Source organism: Myxococcus sp. MH1, from assembly GCF_059738865.1.
In genome coordinates, this window is the sequence record NZ_AP026947.1 from 1,383,152 (window position 1) to 1,397,908 (window position 14,757).

The window sequence follows — 14,757 nt, forward strand, 5'->3', positions numbered from 1 at the left end:
AATGGTAAGGGTGCTGCATGGCCACGGAGCTTTCAGAAGAACAGTTGCCCGTCGACCGCGAGCTGGGCGCGGCGGTCCTCTCCCTCCTGCCCGATGAGTGGACGGGTGCGCTCCTCCGGGTCGAGCGGGTCCCCGGTGAGGAGGATGTGGAGCGCTACCGCATCCAGATCACCCCCACGGGGAAGGGACAGGGGAGCGTCACCCCGGACGAGGAGGTCGAGGTCGCCGTGCAGAAGCTCTTCCTCCTGCACCAGCGCTTCAAGACGGGCCTCCAGTCGATTTCGTACACCTATCGCCAGAAGAAGGACGGGAGCTGGGGACAGGTCGGCGAGTACGAATACGACGACTCCGACGAAGAGGCCGTGGGCTGAGCGAGCACCCGGCTCAGCCGTGCGCCAGCCCACCCGGAGACGCGGGCTCCGCCTTCGGCGGCGCGTCCACGTCGATGCCGTCCTGGCTCAGCTCGGACGTGCTGGCCGCCATCGCCAGCGTGCCGGGCGGGTTCTCGTACCAGCCCGGGTCCGCGTTACCCGTCAGCCGCTCGCGCACCTTGAGCACCGTGAACATGCCGCCCATGGTGATGACGTCGTGCTTGCCGCGCGCTCCGCTCATGGGGATGGAGTTGGTCGGCACGGGCATGCCCATCTCCACCATGTCGCCCATGCCCGTCTGCCCCATCGTCATGTAACCCGGCAGGAGCTTGCGCACCTTCGCGTCGAGCCCTCCCGGATCCACGCCGATGAGGTTCGGGATGTCATGCCCCATCTGGTTCATCAGATGGTGCGTCATGTGGCAGTGCATCGCCCAGTCACCGGGCGCGTCCGCGACGAACTCGATGCTGCGCGTGCTGCCCACCGGCACGAGCACCGTGGTCTCCGGCCACTGCGCGGACTCGGGGATGCGGCCCGCGTCCGTCTCCGTGATTCGGAAGTGGTAGCCGTGCAGGTGGATGGGGTGGTGGTCCATCGCGCTCAGGTTGCCCAGGCGGATTCGCACGCGCTCGCCCTGGCGCACCACCAGCGGCTCCGTCCCGGGGAACGCCTTCGCGTTGAACGTGAGCAGGTTGAAGTCCGTCATCTCGTTCGGGTCCGGTCGCCGCGTGCCCGGGTCCACGCGCCACTCGTGCAGCATCAGCGCGAAGTCCTTGTCCACGCGCGGACCCACCGGACGACGCGGGTGCATGATGAACAGCCCCACCATGCCGAGCGCCATCTGCGTCATCTCGTCGTGGTGCGAGTGGTACATGCCCGTGCCCGACTGGCGGATGGTGAACTCGTAACGGAACGTCTCTCCCGGTGCGATGGACTTCTGGTTGAGCCCCCCGACGCCGTCCATGCCGTTGGGCAACAGCAGCCCGTGCCAGTGCACCGTCGTGGGCGCGGGCAGCCGGTTGGTGACGTAGAAGCGGACGCGGTCCCCCTCCACCACCTCGATGGTGGGCCCGTGCACCTGGCCGTTGTAGCCCCAGCAGTGGACCTTCAGGCCCGGGGCGAGCTCGTGCTCCACCTCCTCGGCCACCATGTGGAAGACCTTCACGCCGTTGACCAGCTTCCACGGCAGCTTCGTCCCGTTGGGCACGATGACCGGGCGGTAGTCCCGGTTCGGCATCCCGGGGGACTGCCAGTCGCGCCGCGCCGGTGGGCTCGCGCGAGGCGCCGCCGTCTGCGCCTGCGCGGCGCCGCCCTGGAGCAGCAGCGCCCCGCCCGCGAGCGTGGCCCCCGCTGTCGCCAGCATGCTCCGTCGGCTGAGCTTGCCGGAGACCTCCGTGTCGTGGGTCGACGCGGCGTCGGACGTGGCGCTGGGCGCCCGCTCGTCCGTGGAGGTCCTCTTGCGCGCCGTCGGGTCCTCCGTGTCCGTCGTGCTGGAAGCGAAGGGAGAGAGGAGGGACTTCATGGTGTGACTCCGTGGCCAGGCTCGGGCGCGTGGCCGTGGCCGGAAGGCGTTTCGGTTTCAGTGGGCGTTGGGCGGGGATGCTCCGGCGCGGCGGCGGGCGTCGCGCGGCTCCCACCGGGGAGCCGACCTCCGACGAGCTGCTCCAGCTCCGCGTGCGCCATCCAGTAATCTCGGACCGTCTCGATGTACGCGCGGTACGCCTCGACCTGTGACTGCTTCGCGTCGAGCAGCGCGTACAGGCCTATCTGCATCGCGTTGTATTGGAGCTGGGATTGCTCGACGACCTGCTCGCGCAGCGGCAGCACCACGCGCTGATACCGCTCGGACACACCTCGCAGCGTCAGCAGCCGGGCCCGCGCCGCGCGGACCTCCGAGCGCGCGTTGACCGACAGCTCCGTCTGCCTCCGTTCGCTCTGTCGGTGCTGCGCCTCCAGCTTCGCGATGAGCGCCTGACGCTGGTCGAAGATGGGCAGCTCCAGCGAGAGCGTGGGCCCGAGCAGCCGCGGACCGTTCGCGTCTCGGTGCGTGTGCACGCCCACGTCCACCCGCCCGAAGAAGCGCGTGCTGCGCGCCAGCTCCAGCGCGTTCCACATCAGCTCCGTCTGCTTGCGCGCCGCATCGATGTCCAGCCGCTGCCGGATGGCGAGCGACTCCAGCCGCTCCAGCGTCGCCTCCTCCTCGGGCGGCGCGGGCAGCTTCTCCGCGATGGCCCACTGGGTCCTCCCACCCCACAGCCCCAGCAGCCGGTTGAGCCGCTCGCGGTCCTCCACCAGCGTCAGCTCCTCGCGCGCCAGCTCCAGCCGGGCCTCCTCCGCCGCGGCCTTCTCCGTCGCCAGGTCCAGGTCCGTGATGTTGCCCGCGGCGTGCTGGAGCGTCGCCAGCTCGGCGGCGGCCTCCGAGGCCTCGAGCACCATCCGCCGCAGCTCCACCAGCTGCTGCCGCGCCTGCACCTCACGGAACACCTTGCGTGCCTCCGCGGCCGTGGCGAGCGCCTCGTGCGCGACGCGCAGCGTGTCCGCCATGAACTGCTCCTGCGCCACGCGCTTGCGCAAGGGCAGGGTGAACAGCTCCACGAAGCCCTGCACCAGCGAGAACTCCGTCTCGCTCACGCCGTCACTCGTGAGCGGAAAGCCGATGCTCCCGTCGAACGTCGGGTTGCTCAACAGCCCCGCCTGCACCATGTCCGCCTGGGACACCCCCAGGTCCTCGTATGTCGCCTGGAGCGCGGGGTTGTTGAGCAGCGCCACCTCCACCGCGTGGTCCGAGGTCAGCGCTCCCGCGAGCAACGTGTCCAGATGCCGCGAGACCTCCGCGTCCTCCGGCGTCCCCTGATTCCAGCGCGTCTTGCGGCCGATGCGCTCCTCGACGAGCGTGGCGACCTCCGCGTGGCCCTTCTCCTTCTGGATGGAGGCACAGCCGCCCGTGAACACCAGGGCGGCGGCGACGAGCGCGCGTCTCACCGGTGCTCTCCGTGTCCCTCATGGCCCGACGTGGGCTTCGCCGGCGTCAGCTTCATGTTGCACTTGGGGCACACGCCGGGCTTGTCCGACTGGACCTCGGGGTGCATCGGGCACGTGTAGAGCGGGGTGCCCGCATCGGGCGGCGCCGGTTTCTCGGCCTCCGGCACGCGCGGCGGCTTCGCGTCGGGAGGCGCCGCCGCGAGCGCGCTGGAGAGTGGGGCGGCCGGGGACTCGGGCGCCTCGGGGTTCGATGGGTCCAGGGACGGCGCGAGCCGCCTCGGCTCGGAGGCACAGGCGGCGAGCGTGGTGAGGCTCGCGAGGACGCTGAGGAAGGTACGCATGGATGACCTCGATGAGGCGCGCGGTGAAGCGGGCCGAAGACGCCGCGCGGTTGAGCAAGCCCCAGGCCATGCCGGCGCGAGCGCCAACCGTGCGAAGGGACGACGCTCTCGAGGTGCAGGGACGCGATGCCGCGCGGGCCCCGGTGTAACCGGGGTCATCACAGTGTGATGAGCGCCGTGAGGCCGGCTGTTCAGCCGCGCACTTCGCGTATGCCCGAAACACGAAGCGCGGGGAGCACCCTGTCAGGCACTCGACCCGCGCTTCACCTGCTTCACTTCACGGCGACGCTCAGGAGATGCCCTTGCGCAGCCGCGCCCAGTCGAAGTTGGGCGCCGGGTCGTTCTTGCGGCCCTTGGGCACCGCGACGTCCGCGTGACCGACGATGTTCTTCATCGGCACGTCGTACTTCTCCTTCAGGTGGCTCGTCAGCTCGGTCAGCGCCTTGTACTGCGCCTCCGTGAAGGGCGTCTTGCCGCTGCCGTCGTTGACGATTTCGATGCCGATGGAGCGCGCGTTGACGTCCGTGGGGACGCCGTGCAGCTCGCTCTTGCCCGCGTGCCACGCGCGCTTGTCGTCACCGACGAGCTGATAGATCTTGCCGTCGCGGTCCACCATGTAGTGCGCGGACACGCCGCTCTTCGGGTTGCGCATCCACGACAGGTCGGCCTTGCCGTCGTTCGACGCCGTGTGGTGCATCACGATGGTGTCGATGTCCGCCCCGTTGCGGCTGTCGGAGTTGGGCGAGGGCGCGCTGATGACCGCGGGCTTCGTGCCCGGCGTGGTGGGCGTCGTCGGCGTCGTCGGCGTGCCCGACAGCGCCTTCTTCAGCGCCGCCTGCGTCTGCTCGCCGTAGTACCCCGTCGTGGGAAGTTTCTTGTCGGCCTGGAACTTCTTCACCGCGGTCTCGGTCTGCGCGCCGAAGGTGCCGGGGCCCGTGGCCACCTGCTTCGTCGTCAGGTAGCCGAGCTTCACCAGCGCGTCCTGGAGCTGCTTCACCTTGGGGCCCGTGTCGCCCTTGCTCAGGCCCGCCGGAGGCACCGTGACGGTGTTGGTGGCGGCCGCCGCCCGGGTGGTGGTGCGGGTCGACGTGGAGGGGGGAAGTCGCAAGCTCATGAAGGGCCCCAGGTTTGGAAGTGTGAAAATCACGGGATTGTCGGTGCTCCGGGTCGAAAGTTGCGGACCCAAGACCCGGAGCACCTCTCGTGTTCTTCAGGACACAGTGGGGCCGCGAGCGGCCACACCCCGTCGACGCACCTTCTCCCTGACGCCGTGCACCCAGACGTAAAAAGTCGGCAACACCAACAGGGTGAACAGCGTGGAGGTGACGAGCCCGCCCACCATGACGACGGCCAGGGGGCGCTCAATCTCCGTTCCATGCAGAGGCAAAACCAACAGTGGCAGCAGACCGAGGATGGCCGTGGCCGCGGTCATCAACTTGGGACGTACGCGACCCAGGCTCGCTTCTCGCACCGCGTCATCGAAGGACCTGCCGCGTGAGAGCAGCTCCTTGGTTTGAGAGACGAGCACCAGGCCGTTCTGCACGGCGATTCCGAACAGGCCGATGAGGCCCACGAGGCTGGAGACGTTCCACGTCTCTCCCGCGATGAGCAGCGCGAGGATGCCGCCGACGAAGGCGTCGGGCAGCGTGGCGAGGATGACCAGCGCCTCCGCCACGGAGTCGAGCGCGAGGTACAGCAGTACGAACACCGCGAGGATGGCCACGGCGATGGCCATGGCCAGCGACTGCGCGGCGCGCTGCTGGCTCTCCACGCGGCCGCCCACGTCGACGAAGTAACCGGTCGGCAGCTTCAGCTCCGCCGCCAGTCGCTCGCGCACCTCGGCCGCGGTGCTGCCCAGGTCCCGCCCCGACACGCTCGCCTCCACCGCGAGCCTGCGGCTGCCCGCCTCGCGGCGCACGCTGCCCGCGCCGAAGGTCTCCTCGATGGTGGCCAGCTGGCTCAAGGGGATGCGCGTCCCGTCGTGCCCGTCCACCAGGAGGTTGCGCAGCGCCTGCAGGTCGCCGCGTCGGTGGTCCGCCAGTCTCAGCACCAGCTCGTGCCGTCGCTGGCCCTTCCAGACCTGGGAGGCCTCCTCGCCCACCATGCCCACGCGCACCGCGCGGATGACGTCTCCGGGCGTCAGGCCCACGCGCGCCACGGCGGCGCGGTTCACGGTGATGCGCAGCTGGGGCAGGCCGCTGAGCTTCTCCACGCGCAAATCCTCCACGCCGTCCACCTTCGCGAGGATGGCGCGCGTGCGCTCCCCCAGCGTCGCGAGCGTCTCCAGCTCCGGCCCGAAGACGCGCACGGACAGGTCCGCGGGGCTGCCGCCCAGGCCCTCGTCGATGCGCATGCCCAGGGGCGTGGTGAACAGCGTGGTGACGCCGGGCACCCGCGCCACGGCGACGCGCAGGTCCTCCTCCAGCTTCTCCAGGCTCCTGCCGCGCTCCGGCTTGAGCACGACGAGCACGTCCGACACCGTGTGCGGCATCGGGTCCTCGGTGCGCTCGGCGCGGCCGGTGCGGCGCACCACGTCCTCCACCTCCGGAAAGCCGAGCAGCACGTCCTCCACCAGGTGGTTGAGCCGGTCCACCTCCTCCAGTGACGCCTCCGGAGGCAGCACCGTCTGGAGCAGGAACGCGCCCTCGTCCAGGCGGGGCATGAAGTCGCTGCCCACCGCGAACGCGAGCCCCAGCGCGGGCACGGTGATGGCCAGCGCCACCAGCCGCACCAGCCCCGCCCGCCGCATGCACGCGTCCAGCAGCGGCGAGTACACCGCCTTGACTCTGCGGATGAGCCACACGTCCTCGGGCGTGCCCTCGCGCGGACGCTTGAGCAGGAGCGAGGAGGCCACCGGCACCAGCGTGAGCGCCAGCGCCAGGGACGCGGCCAGGCACGCCACCACGGCGGCGGCGAGCGGCTGGTACATGCGCCCCTCGATGCCCGTCATCGCGAACAGCGGGATGAAGACGGACACGACGATGAGCGTGGCGAAGGCGATGGGGCGCCCCACCTCCATCGACGCGGACAGCGCCTCCTCGCGCACGGACCTGCGGCCCTGCCCCTCGCGCAGGTCGTGGATGATGTTCTCGGTGACGATGATGGCCGCGTCCACCAGCAGGCCCACGGCGATGGCCAGCCCGCCCAGCGTCATGGTGTTGATGCCGATGCCCGCGACCTTCAACAGGATGCCCGCGAGCGCCAGCGACAAGGGCAGGGTGAGCGTGACGATGAGGGCCGCGCGCCAGTCCCCCAGCAGCACGAAGAGGACGAGCACCACCAGCAGCGCGCCCAGCAGGATGGCCCGGCTGACACCCCCCAGCGCCGAGTCCACCAGCTCCGACTGGTCGTAGACGACGCGCAGCTGCACGCCCGGAGGCATGGACTGCTTGAGCTCCTCGAGCGCCGCGCGCACGCCCTTGGCCACCGCCTGCGTGTCCGCGCCGAACTGCTTGATGACGCGGCAGCTGACCACCTCGCCCTTGAGCCGGTGGGCGATGCCGCGGCGCACCGCGGGCCCCTCGCGCACGTCGGCCACGTCCGCGAGCAGCACGGGCGTGCCGTCACGCAGCGCCACCACCGTGGTGTTCAGGTCCTCCACCGTCTGGGCGCGCCCCACCGCGCGCACCGTCCACTCCATGGGCCCCTGCACCACGAAGCCTCCGGAGGCGTTGAGGTTGGCGCCCTCCAGCGCGTGCTCCACCTCGTTCAGGCTGACGCCTCGGGCCACCATCTGGTCCGGGTCCAGCAGCACCTGGAACTGGCGCAGGTAGCCGCCCAGCCGCTCCACGCCGGCGACCCCGGGCACGGCGAGCAGCCGGTTCTTCACCTCGAACTCGGCCAAATCCCGGAGCGCCATCAGGTCCGCGGAGCCGGGCTCGGCCTCGAGCGTGAACTCGAACACCTCGTTGAGGCGGCCCGTGAGGCTGGAGACCAGCGGCGCGTCGGTGCCGGCGGGCAGCTCGCCCTGGGCCTGCGCCACGCGCTCGGCGACGTACTGGCGGCTGCGGAAGTAGTCCGCGTCCGGCTCGAACTCCACCGTCACCTGGGTGACGCCCAGCTGCGAGGTGGAGCGGATGCGCCGCACGTCGGGCAGGCCCGCGAGCGCCACCTCCATCGGGATGGCCACCGCCGTCTCCAGCTCCTCCGCGCCCATGGCGGCGTTCTGGACGATGACGTTGAAGATGGGCGCGGACAGGTCGGGGAACACGTCGCGCCGCAGGCCGTTCAGCGACACCGCGCCGAACGCGGACAGGGCCAGGGCGAGCAGCACGGTGAGCCCGGGCCGCGCGAACGACGCGCGCAGCACGCGGGCCACCCAGGATGAGGCGTCAGTGGCCATGGTGGTCCGCTCCTCCCGCCGACTTCTCCACCTCGGCCTTGAGCAGGAACGCGCCGTCCACCACCACCTGCTCGCCGACCTTCAGGCCGGAGAGCACCTCCACGTGGTCGCCCAGCGTGCGGCCCCGGCCCACCTGCCGCCGCTCGAAGGAGCCGCGCTCGCCGGTGGGCAGGAACACCACCCAGCCGTTCTCCAGCCGCTGGAGCGCGGCCGCGGGCACGGTGGTGATGGTGCCGTCGGGTCCGCCCAGCGGAATCGACGCGGTGGCGGACATGCCGGGCTTGAGGAGGCCCTCGGTGTTGTCCAGCACCAGCCGCACGGGGATGGTGCGGCTGGCCGCGTCCACGCGCTGGCCCACGTGGCCCACGCGGGCCAGGACCTCCTTGCCCGGGAAGGCGGCGAAGGTGATGCGCGCCTCGGTGTCCGGCCGCATGCGCACGGCGTCGCGCTCGAAGGCATGGACGATGAGCCACAGCGAGCCCAAGTCACCGACGCGGAAGAGCGTGTGCTCGGCGTCCGCCATCTGGCCCATGCGCGCGTCGCGCTCGATGACGGTGCCCTGGATGGGCGAGCGCAGGATGAAGCCGGCCACGCCCGCGGTGTCCTCGCTGGCGCCCAACGCCGTCAGCTCCGCGCGGGCCGCGGCGAGCTCCGCCTCGGCGCCGGCCGCGTCCACCTCCGCGGCCTGCACGTCCTTCTGCGCGACGATGCGCTCGGCGGCGAGCGCGCGCTTGCGCTCGGCGGCCTGTCGGGCGGCGGTGGCCCGGGCCTTCGCGGACTGGAGCGCGGCGCGCGCCTTGCCAAGCTCGGGGCTGCGCAGCTCCGCCAGCTTCTCGCCCTCCTTCACGTGCTGGCCCGTGGTGACGAACACCGTCCCCACGCGCGCGGAGATGGGCGAGGCCACCTCCGCGTAGGCGTCCTCGCTGAACGTCAGCTCGCCCAGCGCGTTGACGCTGTCGCCGCCGGGCCGCGCCGCCGCGGGGGCGGTGGTGACGCGCAGGTCTCGAAGCATCTCCGGGGCGATGTGGACGTGGGACTCGTCATGGCCCTCGTCGTTGCCACCGGAGGGCTGGGGGCCCTCCTCGTGGTCGTGCTCGTCCGCGTGCTCGGGCTTGGACTGCTTGCAGGCCGCGAGCGCGAGGACCAGGGAGGCGATGATGAACGCGAGGCGCTTCATGGCAGGACTCCCATCTCGACGGCGAGCTGCACCCGGGCGAGCGCCGCCTGCAGGTGGCTGTCGAGCAGCGCCACGCGCGTCTCGAGCGTTTCACGGCGCACGAGCAGCAACCCCGCGAGGTCCATCTCCCCGGCCTCGTAGGACCTCTTCGCCAGGGACTCGTTCTCATCGAGCAGCGGCAGCGCCTCGGTCTCCAGCACGGCCAGGGCCTGCTGCCGCGAGGCATCGCGCACGCGCGCGGCCTCCACCTGCGCGTCCCGCGCGCGGCGAGCGGACTCCAGCGCGGTGCGGAGCCTGCGCACGCGCGCATCCCCCGTCACCTTCGCCTCCTGCCCTCGGGAGAACACGGGAAGGGGCACGCTGAGCGTCCCGACGAGCGCCGTCTCGTCGACCTCCTTCTCGTAGCGCACGCCCACGCTGACATCGGGCCAGCCCTCGGCGCGGCCGAGCTTCAGGTCGGCCTCCGCCTGCGCGAGCTCCGACTCGATGGCCACCAGGTCCGGCCGCTCCTTCGTCCCGGAGGCCGCCGCCACGGGCAGCGAGGTCAGCTCCCGCAGCACGCCGCGCACCGCGAGCGCTTCCCGCGGCGGCAGGCCCAACAGGGCGCGCAGCTCGTCGAGCAGGGCCTGCTCTTCGCCTCGCGCCGTCACCACCGCGGCGCGGGCGCGGGCCAGCGCCACCTTCGCCACGTTGACGTCGACGACGGGCACGTCCCCCGCGTCGAAGCGCTTGCCGGTGGAGTCGGACAGGCTCCTCGCGGCCTCCTCCGTCTGGTGCATCAGCCGCGACAGCTCCCGGGCATACAGCGCGCGCAGGAAGGCCGCGCCCACCTCACCGAGCACGCGCCGCTCGGCGTCCTGCTGCTCGGCGTCCTGTCGCTGGAGCCCCGCGCGCGCGGCGTCCCGGCGTGCGCCCTGCTTGCCGCCGAGCTCGATGGGTTGGGAGATGCCGAGGGACAGCTGCGTCCCCCGGAGGTCGTCGTGCGTGCGGGGCCCCAGCTCGAAGCTGACGGTGGGGTTGTCACGCAGCCACGGCGACGCGCCGGCGACGGGGCCCTGGGCCTCGGCCACGCGCCCCGCGGCGTCCAGCAACGCGGGCGCGCGCTGACGGGCGAGGGAGAGGACTTCTTGAAAGGACAGCTCGGAAGGTGAAGCGGCGCTGGCGAAGGGCCAGACGAGGGCGGCGACGAGCCCGAGGGCCGCCGGCGCGGAAGGTTTGAACACGGGAAGAGACCTCGCGAAAGGGAGGCGCGCGTCAGGCCGACGGTGCCACGGCCACGCCATGGACACACGTCACCTCGGCACGGTTCGCGCGCGGAAGACGGACCACCACCACGTCAGGCGAGGTCGGCTCTGGGGACGTGCAGGATGTCGTCGAGGTCGGCGGAGGCGGGGGCGTCCTCGTCCACCCGCACCGGGCGCGGTCGAGGTGCAATCCACAGCAGGGCGGGCGACGCGACGGGCGCGGCGCTCACCGAGCGCACGTGGCCGCAGCAGGTGCAGTCCGCGCAGTCCGGCGCGCACTGTCCGCTGGAGTCATCGTCCGGGCAGCGCTGCGTGCACACGGTGTCCGTCGCGTCGGAGAAGGCCATCCACAGGCCTCCCTCCGTCGGGGCGAACAGCAACAGGCTGAGGCACAGCCAGATGCGCGGCAGCACGAAGTCGGCTTCTAGCACGCACCCCGACAACGCGCACGCGGATGCCCCCCGCGCGTGAAGTACCTGTCGGAAGGGCAGGCGCGCCCGCTCGGGGGCGGGGCGGGGTGACGCGGTGGGACATGGCGCGTCTGTCCCCGTGCGGACGCTCGACGTGCCCCGGGAGGCGAGGCGCGGGAGGCCCGAGCCGTCACGCGGTTGAAGCCCGGCGCGGGCCGCGCGCGCGGCGCCTCGAGGCATCGCGGATGCGCCGAAGCGCCCGCGCGACGCTCCTGGCGCCGCTCGGGTGTTCGCTCCGAGCGGCGCACCCGCCGCGTCAGCTCACGCCACGCCGCGCGCGGCGACGGGGCGCTGCTGAATCAGCTCCGTGGAGAAGTAGCGCTCCATGCGGTCGGGGAACACGGTGACGACCTGCGCGCCCGGCCCCAGCCGCCGCGCCGCCTCCACCGCGGCCACGTAGTTGAGCCCCGACGACGGCCCCACCGGGAAGCCCCGGCGGATGAGCGCGCGCGCGGTGCACATGGCCTGCTCGTCCGACACGTCCAGCTCCACCCGCCCCGGCATGTCCGCGTCGCGGTACAGCTTGGACATGCCGTCCACCACGCCGGGCACGCGCGGGCTGAAGCTGCAACACTCGATGTCGCAGCCCAGGCCCGCGATGGGCCTCGCGATGAACGCCGTCACCGGACAGCCCGCCTCCGCGAACGCCTGATACAGGCCGACCACCGTGCCGCCCGTGCCCACGCCGCTCACCACGCCGTGCACCAGCCCGCCCGGAATCTGCGAGAGCACCTCCTGGCCCGTCCACACCCGGTGCGCCTCCGCGTTGTCCGGGTTCTCGAACTGGCGCGGCGCGAAGGCCTTGCGCTCGCGGGCCAGCTCCTCCGCCTTCTGGATGGCGCCACGCACGCCGCTCTCGCGGGGCACCAGCACCACGTCACCGCCGTAGGCGCGGATGGTGAGCACGCGCTCGTCGGTGACACCCTCGGGCATCACCGCCGTGAAGCGCACGCCCATCTGCGCGCTGGCCAGCGCCAGGGCGATGCTCGTCGAGCCGCTGGACGCCTCGACCACTTCGCCGCCCGGGCTCAGCTCGCCCATGCGCCAGGCCTTCTCCAGCATGTAGCGCGCGATGCGGTCCTTCGTGGACCCGCTGGGGTTGAGGAACTCCAGCTTGCACCAGATGGTGGGTCCCTCCGCGTCCAGTCGGACGGGGACGAGGGGGGTCGGAGCGATGGCCTGGAGGAAGCGGCCATCCGCGGGCAGCGGGCGACAAGGAGGACGCATGGGCCATCCCTATCGCGAAATTGTCCGCTCCGTCAGGGTCCTGGCGTGTCCGGGGGCACTCCGAGGCCCTCCGTCCGTCCGCCCGTCCTGTAAGGAAGCACCCGGGGTCGGAGATGGATGTGGCGCGCCCCCGGACTGACGGCTACGAAGGACTCCAGCTCCGTACATCATGAGTCCTCCTTCTCCGGTCATTCTGAACGTCAATGATGATGTCGCCAGCCGCTATGTGACGAGCCGCGTGCTGGGGCTCGCTGGCTACCAGGTGGTGGAGGCCGGCTCGGGCAGCCAGGCCCTGACCCTGGCGGACGAGCGCACCGACCTGGTCATCCTGGACGTCCGCCTGCCCGACATCAGCGGGCTGGAGGTCTGCCGCCGGTTGAAGTCGTCTGCCCGCACGCGCGACGCCCTGGTGCTGCACCTCTCCGCGCAGGCCGTGGGGCCCGGGGACCGGGCGCAGGGCCTGGAGCACGGCGCGGATGGCTACCTGGTGGCCCCCGTGGACCCGGAGGAGCTGGTGGCCCAGGTGCACGCGCTGCTCCGGCTGCGCCGCGCCGAGCGCAAGGTGCATGCGCTGTCCGAGGAGGTCGAGCACCAGCGCAGGCTGCTCGCCATGGCCATGGCCTCCGCGGCGGACCCGATGGCCCTCTATGACGCCACCGGCCGGCTGCTCTTCGCCAACCAGGCCGCCTACGAGGTGAGGGGCACGGCCTCCATGTTGTCGCCCGGCGTCTCCCTGGAGGAGTACGGGGCGAGGGACGCCTCCCTGGCGCCCTTCATCCGGACCATGCAGACCGCGCTCGCCACGGGGCAGGTGCAGCGGGGCTCCGTGACGCTGGCGGCGCTGCGCGGCCCCCGCCACTACGACTTCACGCTGTCGCCCGCCCTGGGCGCGGACGGCCGGGTGGCGGCGGTGATGGCCACCGCGCGCGACGTCACCGAGGAGCGCAGCGCGGAGGAGTTCCGCGAGCAGTTCATCGGCATGCTCGGCCACGATTTGCGCAACCCCCTCAACGCGCTGTCCATGTCCGCGCAGCAGCTCAAGCGCAAGGGCAACCTGGACGAGCGCCAGTCCGCCCTCACCGAGCGCATCCTCACCAGCGCCGAGCGCATGGACCGGATGATTCGTCAGCTGCTGGACTTCGCGCGCTCCCGGCTGGGCGGTGGGGTGCCGGTGGTGGCGTCCGACTGTGACGTGTTCGACGTGGCGCGGCGCACGCTCGAGGAGATGCGCGCCAGCCACCCGGGCCGGCTGCTCGTCCTGGAGGTGGTGGGGGACGGGCGGGGCTCGTGGGATCTGGACCGGCTGGAGCAGGCCTTCAGCAACCTGCTGGCGAACGCGCTCAAGTACAGCCCCGGGGACAGCCCCGTGCGGATGTGGGGCGAGGCGAACGGGCAGGGCGTGGTCTTGCGGGTGCACAACGGCGGGCCGCCCATCCCCCCGGACGAGCTGCCCCATGTCTTCGCCGCGTGGCGTCGAGGCTCCCGGGCGGTGCAGCACGAGTCGAAGGCCGCGTCGGGCCTGGGCCTGGGGCTCTACATCACCCGGCAGATCCTGCTCGCCCACGGGGGCGAGGTGACGGTGGAGTCCAGTTCCGGAAACGGGACGACCTTCACGGTGCGGCTGCCGCGCGGATGATGACCAGTTGACGGTTGGAATGCGGAATGGCTCGCCGTTGCGGGGGGCCATTGCCACCTTTCCGTCATGTCGCCCGGGAAGCTCATCTTCGCGCAGTCCGTGGAAGCCCTCTTCGTGCGGGCCCTGGGGCCCTACCTGTCGAAGCAGGGGCGCCAGCGCCTGAAGGACGTGGGCCTGGATTTGTCGGAGTCGCTGCGGCCGCACTACTCACTGGAGCAGTGGCACGCGTTCCTGCGCGTGGCGGTCCAGGACGTCTTCCCGATGCTGCCTCCCAACGAGGCGTGGCTGATGCTGGGCGCGCGCTACCTGCAGGGCTTCCGCCAGACGTCGGTGGGGCGCGCCAGCCTGTCGCTCGTCACCCGGCTGGGGCCGATGCGCACGCTGGAGCGCGTCCCCTTCAACGTGAAGGCGGGCAACAACTTCAACGAGGTCCGCGTCGAGGAGTCCACCGAGGGCGCGGCCACGCTGTGGATGAAGGACGTGGTGGCGGACAACCCGTACTTCTCCGCGGGCTTCCTCGCCGAGTCGCTGCGGGTCGCGGGCGCGGGCAACGTCGTGGTGGAGCCCATCGCCTTCGACGGCACCGCCGCCACCTACCGCATCACCTGGGGCCGCGCGGCCGCCGCGCCCGTGGGCGAACTGGTTCCCGCTCCGGGCGTCTAGTCGAAGCGCCTCCCGCTCGACGCCGTGCATCCTGGCGACGGTGTCGCGGGCCTGGGTGTCCTTGAATGGCCTGGCCTCTCTGCTGCCCGCGAGCGCGCTGGCTCTGCGGGCCGGAATCGCGCGCGCCTACCACCCGGGAGGGAGTGACTTCCCTGGGCTCACGCGCAATCCTTGGCTCCATCAGTGGGGGGCCAGGATGCGTGATGAAACGATAGGTCAGCGTCATTCAGGGCACTTGTGCTGCCGTGGCCATCTGGATGCTACTCGGGGGGTGATGCCTCCGCCCGGGGCCGATGCCTATCTG

General features: G+C 71.6%; 12 protein-coding genes. 3 read left to right on the forward strand and 9 right to left on the reverse strand.

What is annotated here, in order from left to right; all coding sequences use genetic code 11:
- The first annotated feature begins 17 nt into the window (after positions 1 to 17).
- Positions 18 to 371: a hypothetical protein gene (locus AC6JA9_RS05715; RefSeq protein ID WP_223746078.1), complete on the forward strand. Its 354-nt coding sequence runs from the start codon at positions 18 to 20 to the stop codon at positions 369 to 371.
- Positions 372 to 384: 13 nt separating this feature from the next.
- Here AC6JA9_RS05715 and AC6JA9_RS05720 read toward each other — a convergent pair whose 3' ends face one another.
- From AC6JA9_RS05720 to AC6JA9_RS05760, 9 genes are all read right to left on the reverse strand, one after another.
- Positions 385 to 1,734, reverse strand: a complete 1,350-nt coding sequence (locus tag AC6JA9_RS05720) for a multicopper oxidase family protein (RefSeq protein ID WP_408891782.1) — start codon at positions 1,732 to 1,734, stop codon at positions 385 to 387.
- A gap of 155 nt (positions 1,735 to 1,889) precedes the next feature.
- Complete coding sequence (locus tag AC6JA9_RS05725; protein WP_408888073.1) at positions 1,890 to 3,353, reverse strand: TolC family protein; 1,464 nt, start codon at positions 3,351 to 3,353, stop codon at positions 1,890 to 1,892.
- Positions 3,350 to 3,694 (reverse strand): heavy metal-binding domain-containing protein, encoded by a 345-nt coding sequence (locus AC6JA9_RS05730; protein ID WP_223783498.1) that lies wholly within the window; start codon positions 3,692 to 3,694, stop codon positions 3,350 to 3,352. Before AC6JA9_RS05730 ends, AC6JA9_RS05725 begins: the two co-directional genes overlap by 4 nt.
- Positions 3,695 to 3,983: 289 nt before the next feature.
- Positions 3,984 to 4,808 (reverse strand): peptidoglycan recognition protein family protein, encoded by an 825-nt coding sequence (locus AC6JA9_RS05735; RefSeq protein WP_483577049.1) that lies wholly within the window; start codon positions 4,806 to 4,808, stop codon positions 3,984 to 3,986.
- A gap of 96 nt (positions 4,809 to 4,904) precedes the next feature.
- Positions 4,905 to 8,036 (reverse strand): efflux RND transporter permease subunit, encoded by a 3,132-nt coding sequence (locus AC6JA9_RS05740; protein WP_497959226.1) that lies wholly within the window; start codon positions 8,034 to 8,036, stop codon positions 4,905 to 4,907.
- On the reverse strand, positions 8,026 to 9,213 hold the full coding sequence (locus tag AC6JA9_RS05745) for an efflux RND transporter periplasmic adaptor subunit (RefSeq protein WP_223746082.1): 1,188 nt from the start codon (positions 9,211 to 9,213) through the stop codon (positions 8,026 to 8,028). Before AC6JA9_RS05745 ends, AC6JA9_RS05740 begins: the two co-directional genes overlap by 11 nt.
- On the reverse strand, positions 9,210 to 10,436 hold the full coding sequence (locus tag AC6JA9_RS05750) for a TolC family protein (RefSeq protein WP_473570267.1): 1,227 nt from the start codon (positions 10,434 to 10,436) through the stop codon (positions 9,210 to 9,212). Before AC6JA9_RS05750 ends, AC6JA9_RS05745 begins: the two co-directional genes overlap by 4 nt.
- 113 nt (positions 10,437 to 10,549) lie before the next feature.
- The gene (locus AC6JA9_RS05755; protein ID WP_223746084.1) at positions 10,550 to 10,870 is read right to left on the reverse strand and encodes a hypothetical protein; all 321 of its coding nucleotides are present in this window, start codon (positions 10,868 to 10,870) and stop codon (positions 10,550 to 10,552) included.
- A gap of 318 nt (positions 10,871 to 11,188) precedes the next feature.
- Positions 11,189 to 12,154, reverse strand: coding sequence for a PLP-dependent cysteine synthase family protein (locus AC6JA9_RS05760; RefSeq protein WP_223746085.1), 966 nt, complete (start codon positions 12,152 to 12,154; stop codon positions 11,189 to 11,191).
- A gap of 169 nt (positions 12,155 to 12,323) precedes the next feature.
- Here AC6JA9_RS05760 and AC6JA9_RS05765 point away from each other — a divergent pair, with 169 nt between their 5' ends.
- Both AC6JA9_RS05765 and AC6JA9_RS05770 read left to right on the forward strand, forming a co-directional pair.
- Positions 12,324 to 13,790 (forward strand): sensor histidine kinase, encoded by a 1,467-nt coding sequence (locus AC6JA9_RS05765; RefSeq protein WP_223746086.1) that lies wholly within the window; start codon positions 12,324 to 12,326, stop codon positions 13,788 to 13,790.
- A 66-nt stretch (positions 13,791 to 13,856) separates the two neighbouring features.
- Positions 13,857 to 14,453 (forward strand): DUF2378 family protein, encoded by a 597-nt coding sequence (locus AC6JA9_RS05770; protein ID WP_267697983.1) that lies wholly within the window; start codon positions 13,857 to 13,859, stop codon positions 14,451 to 14,453.
- Positions 14,454 to 14,757: the final 304 nt, after the last annotated feature.

Excerpts from the sequence above, each read along its gene's own strand:
- AC6JA9_RS05715 (WP_223746078.1), top strand. The coding sequence starts at position 18 with ATGGCCACGGAGCTTTCAGAAGAACAGTTGCCCGTCGACCGCGAGCTG.
- AC6JA9_RS05720 (WP_408891782.1), bottom strand. The coding sequence starts at position 1,734 with ATGCTGGCGACAGCGGGGGCCACGCTCGCGGGCGGGGCGCTGCTGCTC.
- AC6JA9_RS05730 (WP_223783498.1), bottom strand. The coding sequence starts at position 3,694 with ATGCGTACCTTCCTCAGCGTCCTCGCGAGCCTCACCACGCTCGCCGCC.
- AC6JA9_RS05735 (WP_483577049.1), bottom strand. The coding sequence starts at position 4,808 with ATGAGCTTGCGACTTCCCCCCTCCACGTCGACCCGCACCACCACCCGG.
- AC6JA9_RS05740 (WP_497959226.1), bottom strand. The coding sequence starts at position 8,036 with ATGGCCACTGACGCCTCATCCTGGGTGGCCCGCGTGCTGCGCGCGTCG.
- AC6JA9_RS05745 (WP_223746082.1), bottom strand. The coding sequence starts at position 9,213 with ATGAAGCGCCTCGCGTTCATCATCGCCTCCCTGGTCCTCGCGCTCGCG.
- AC6JA9_RS05760 (WP_223746085.1), bottom strand. The coding sequence starts at position 12,154 with ATGCGTCCTCCTTGTCGCCCGCTGCCCGCGGATGGCCGCTTCCTCCAG.
- AC6JA9_RS05765 (WP_223746086.1), top strand. The coding sequence starts at position 12,324 with ATGAGTCCTCCTTCTCCGGTCATTCTGAACGTCAATGATGATGTCGCC.
- AC6JA9_RS05770 (WP_267697983.1), top strand. The coding sequence starts at position 13,857 with ATGTCGCCCGGGAAGCTCATCTTCGCGCAGTCCGTGGAAGCCCTCTTC.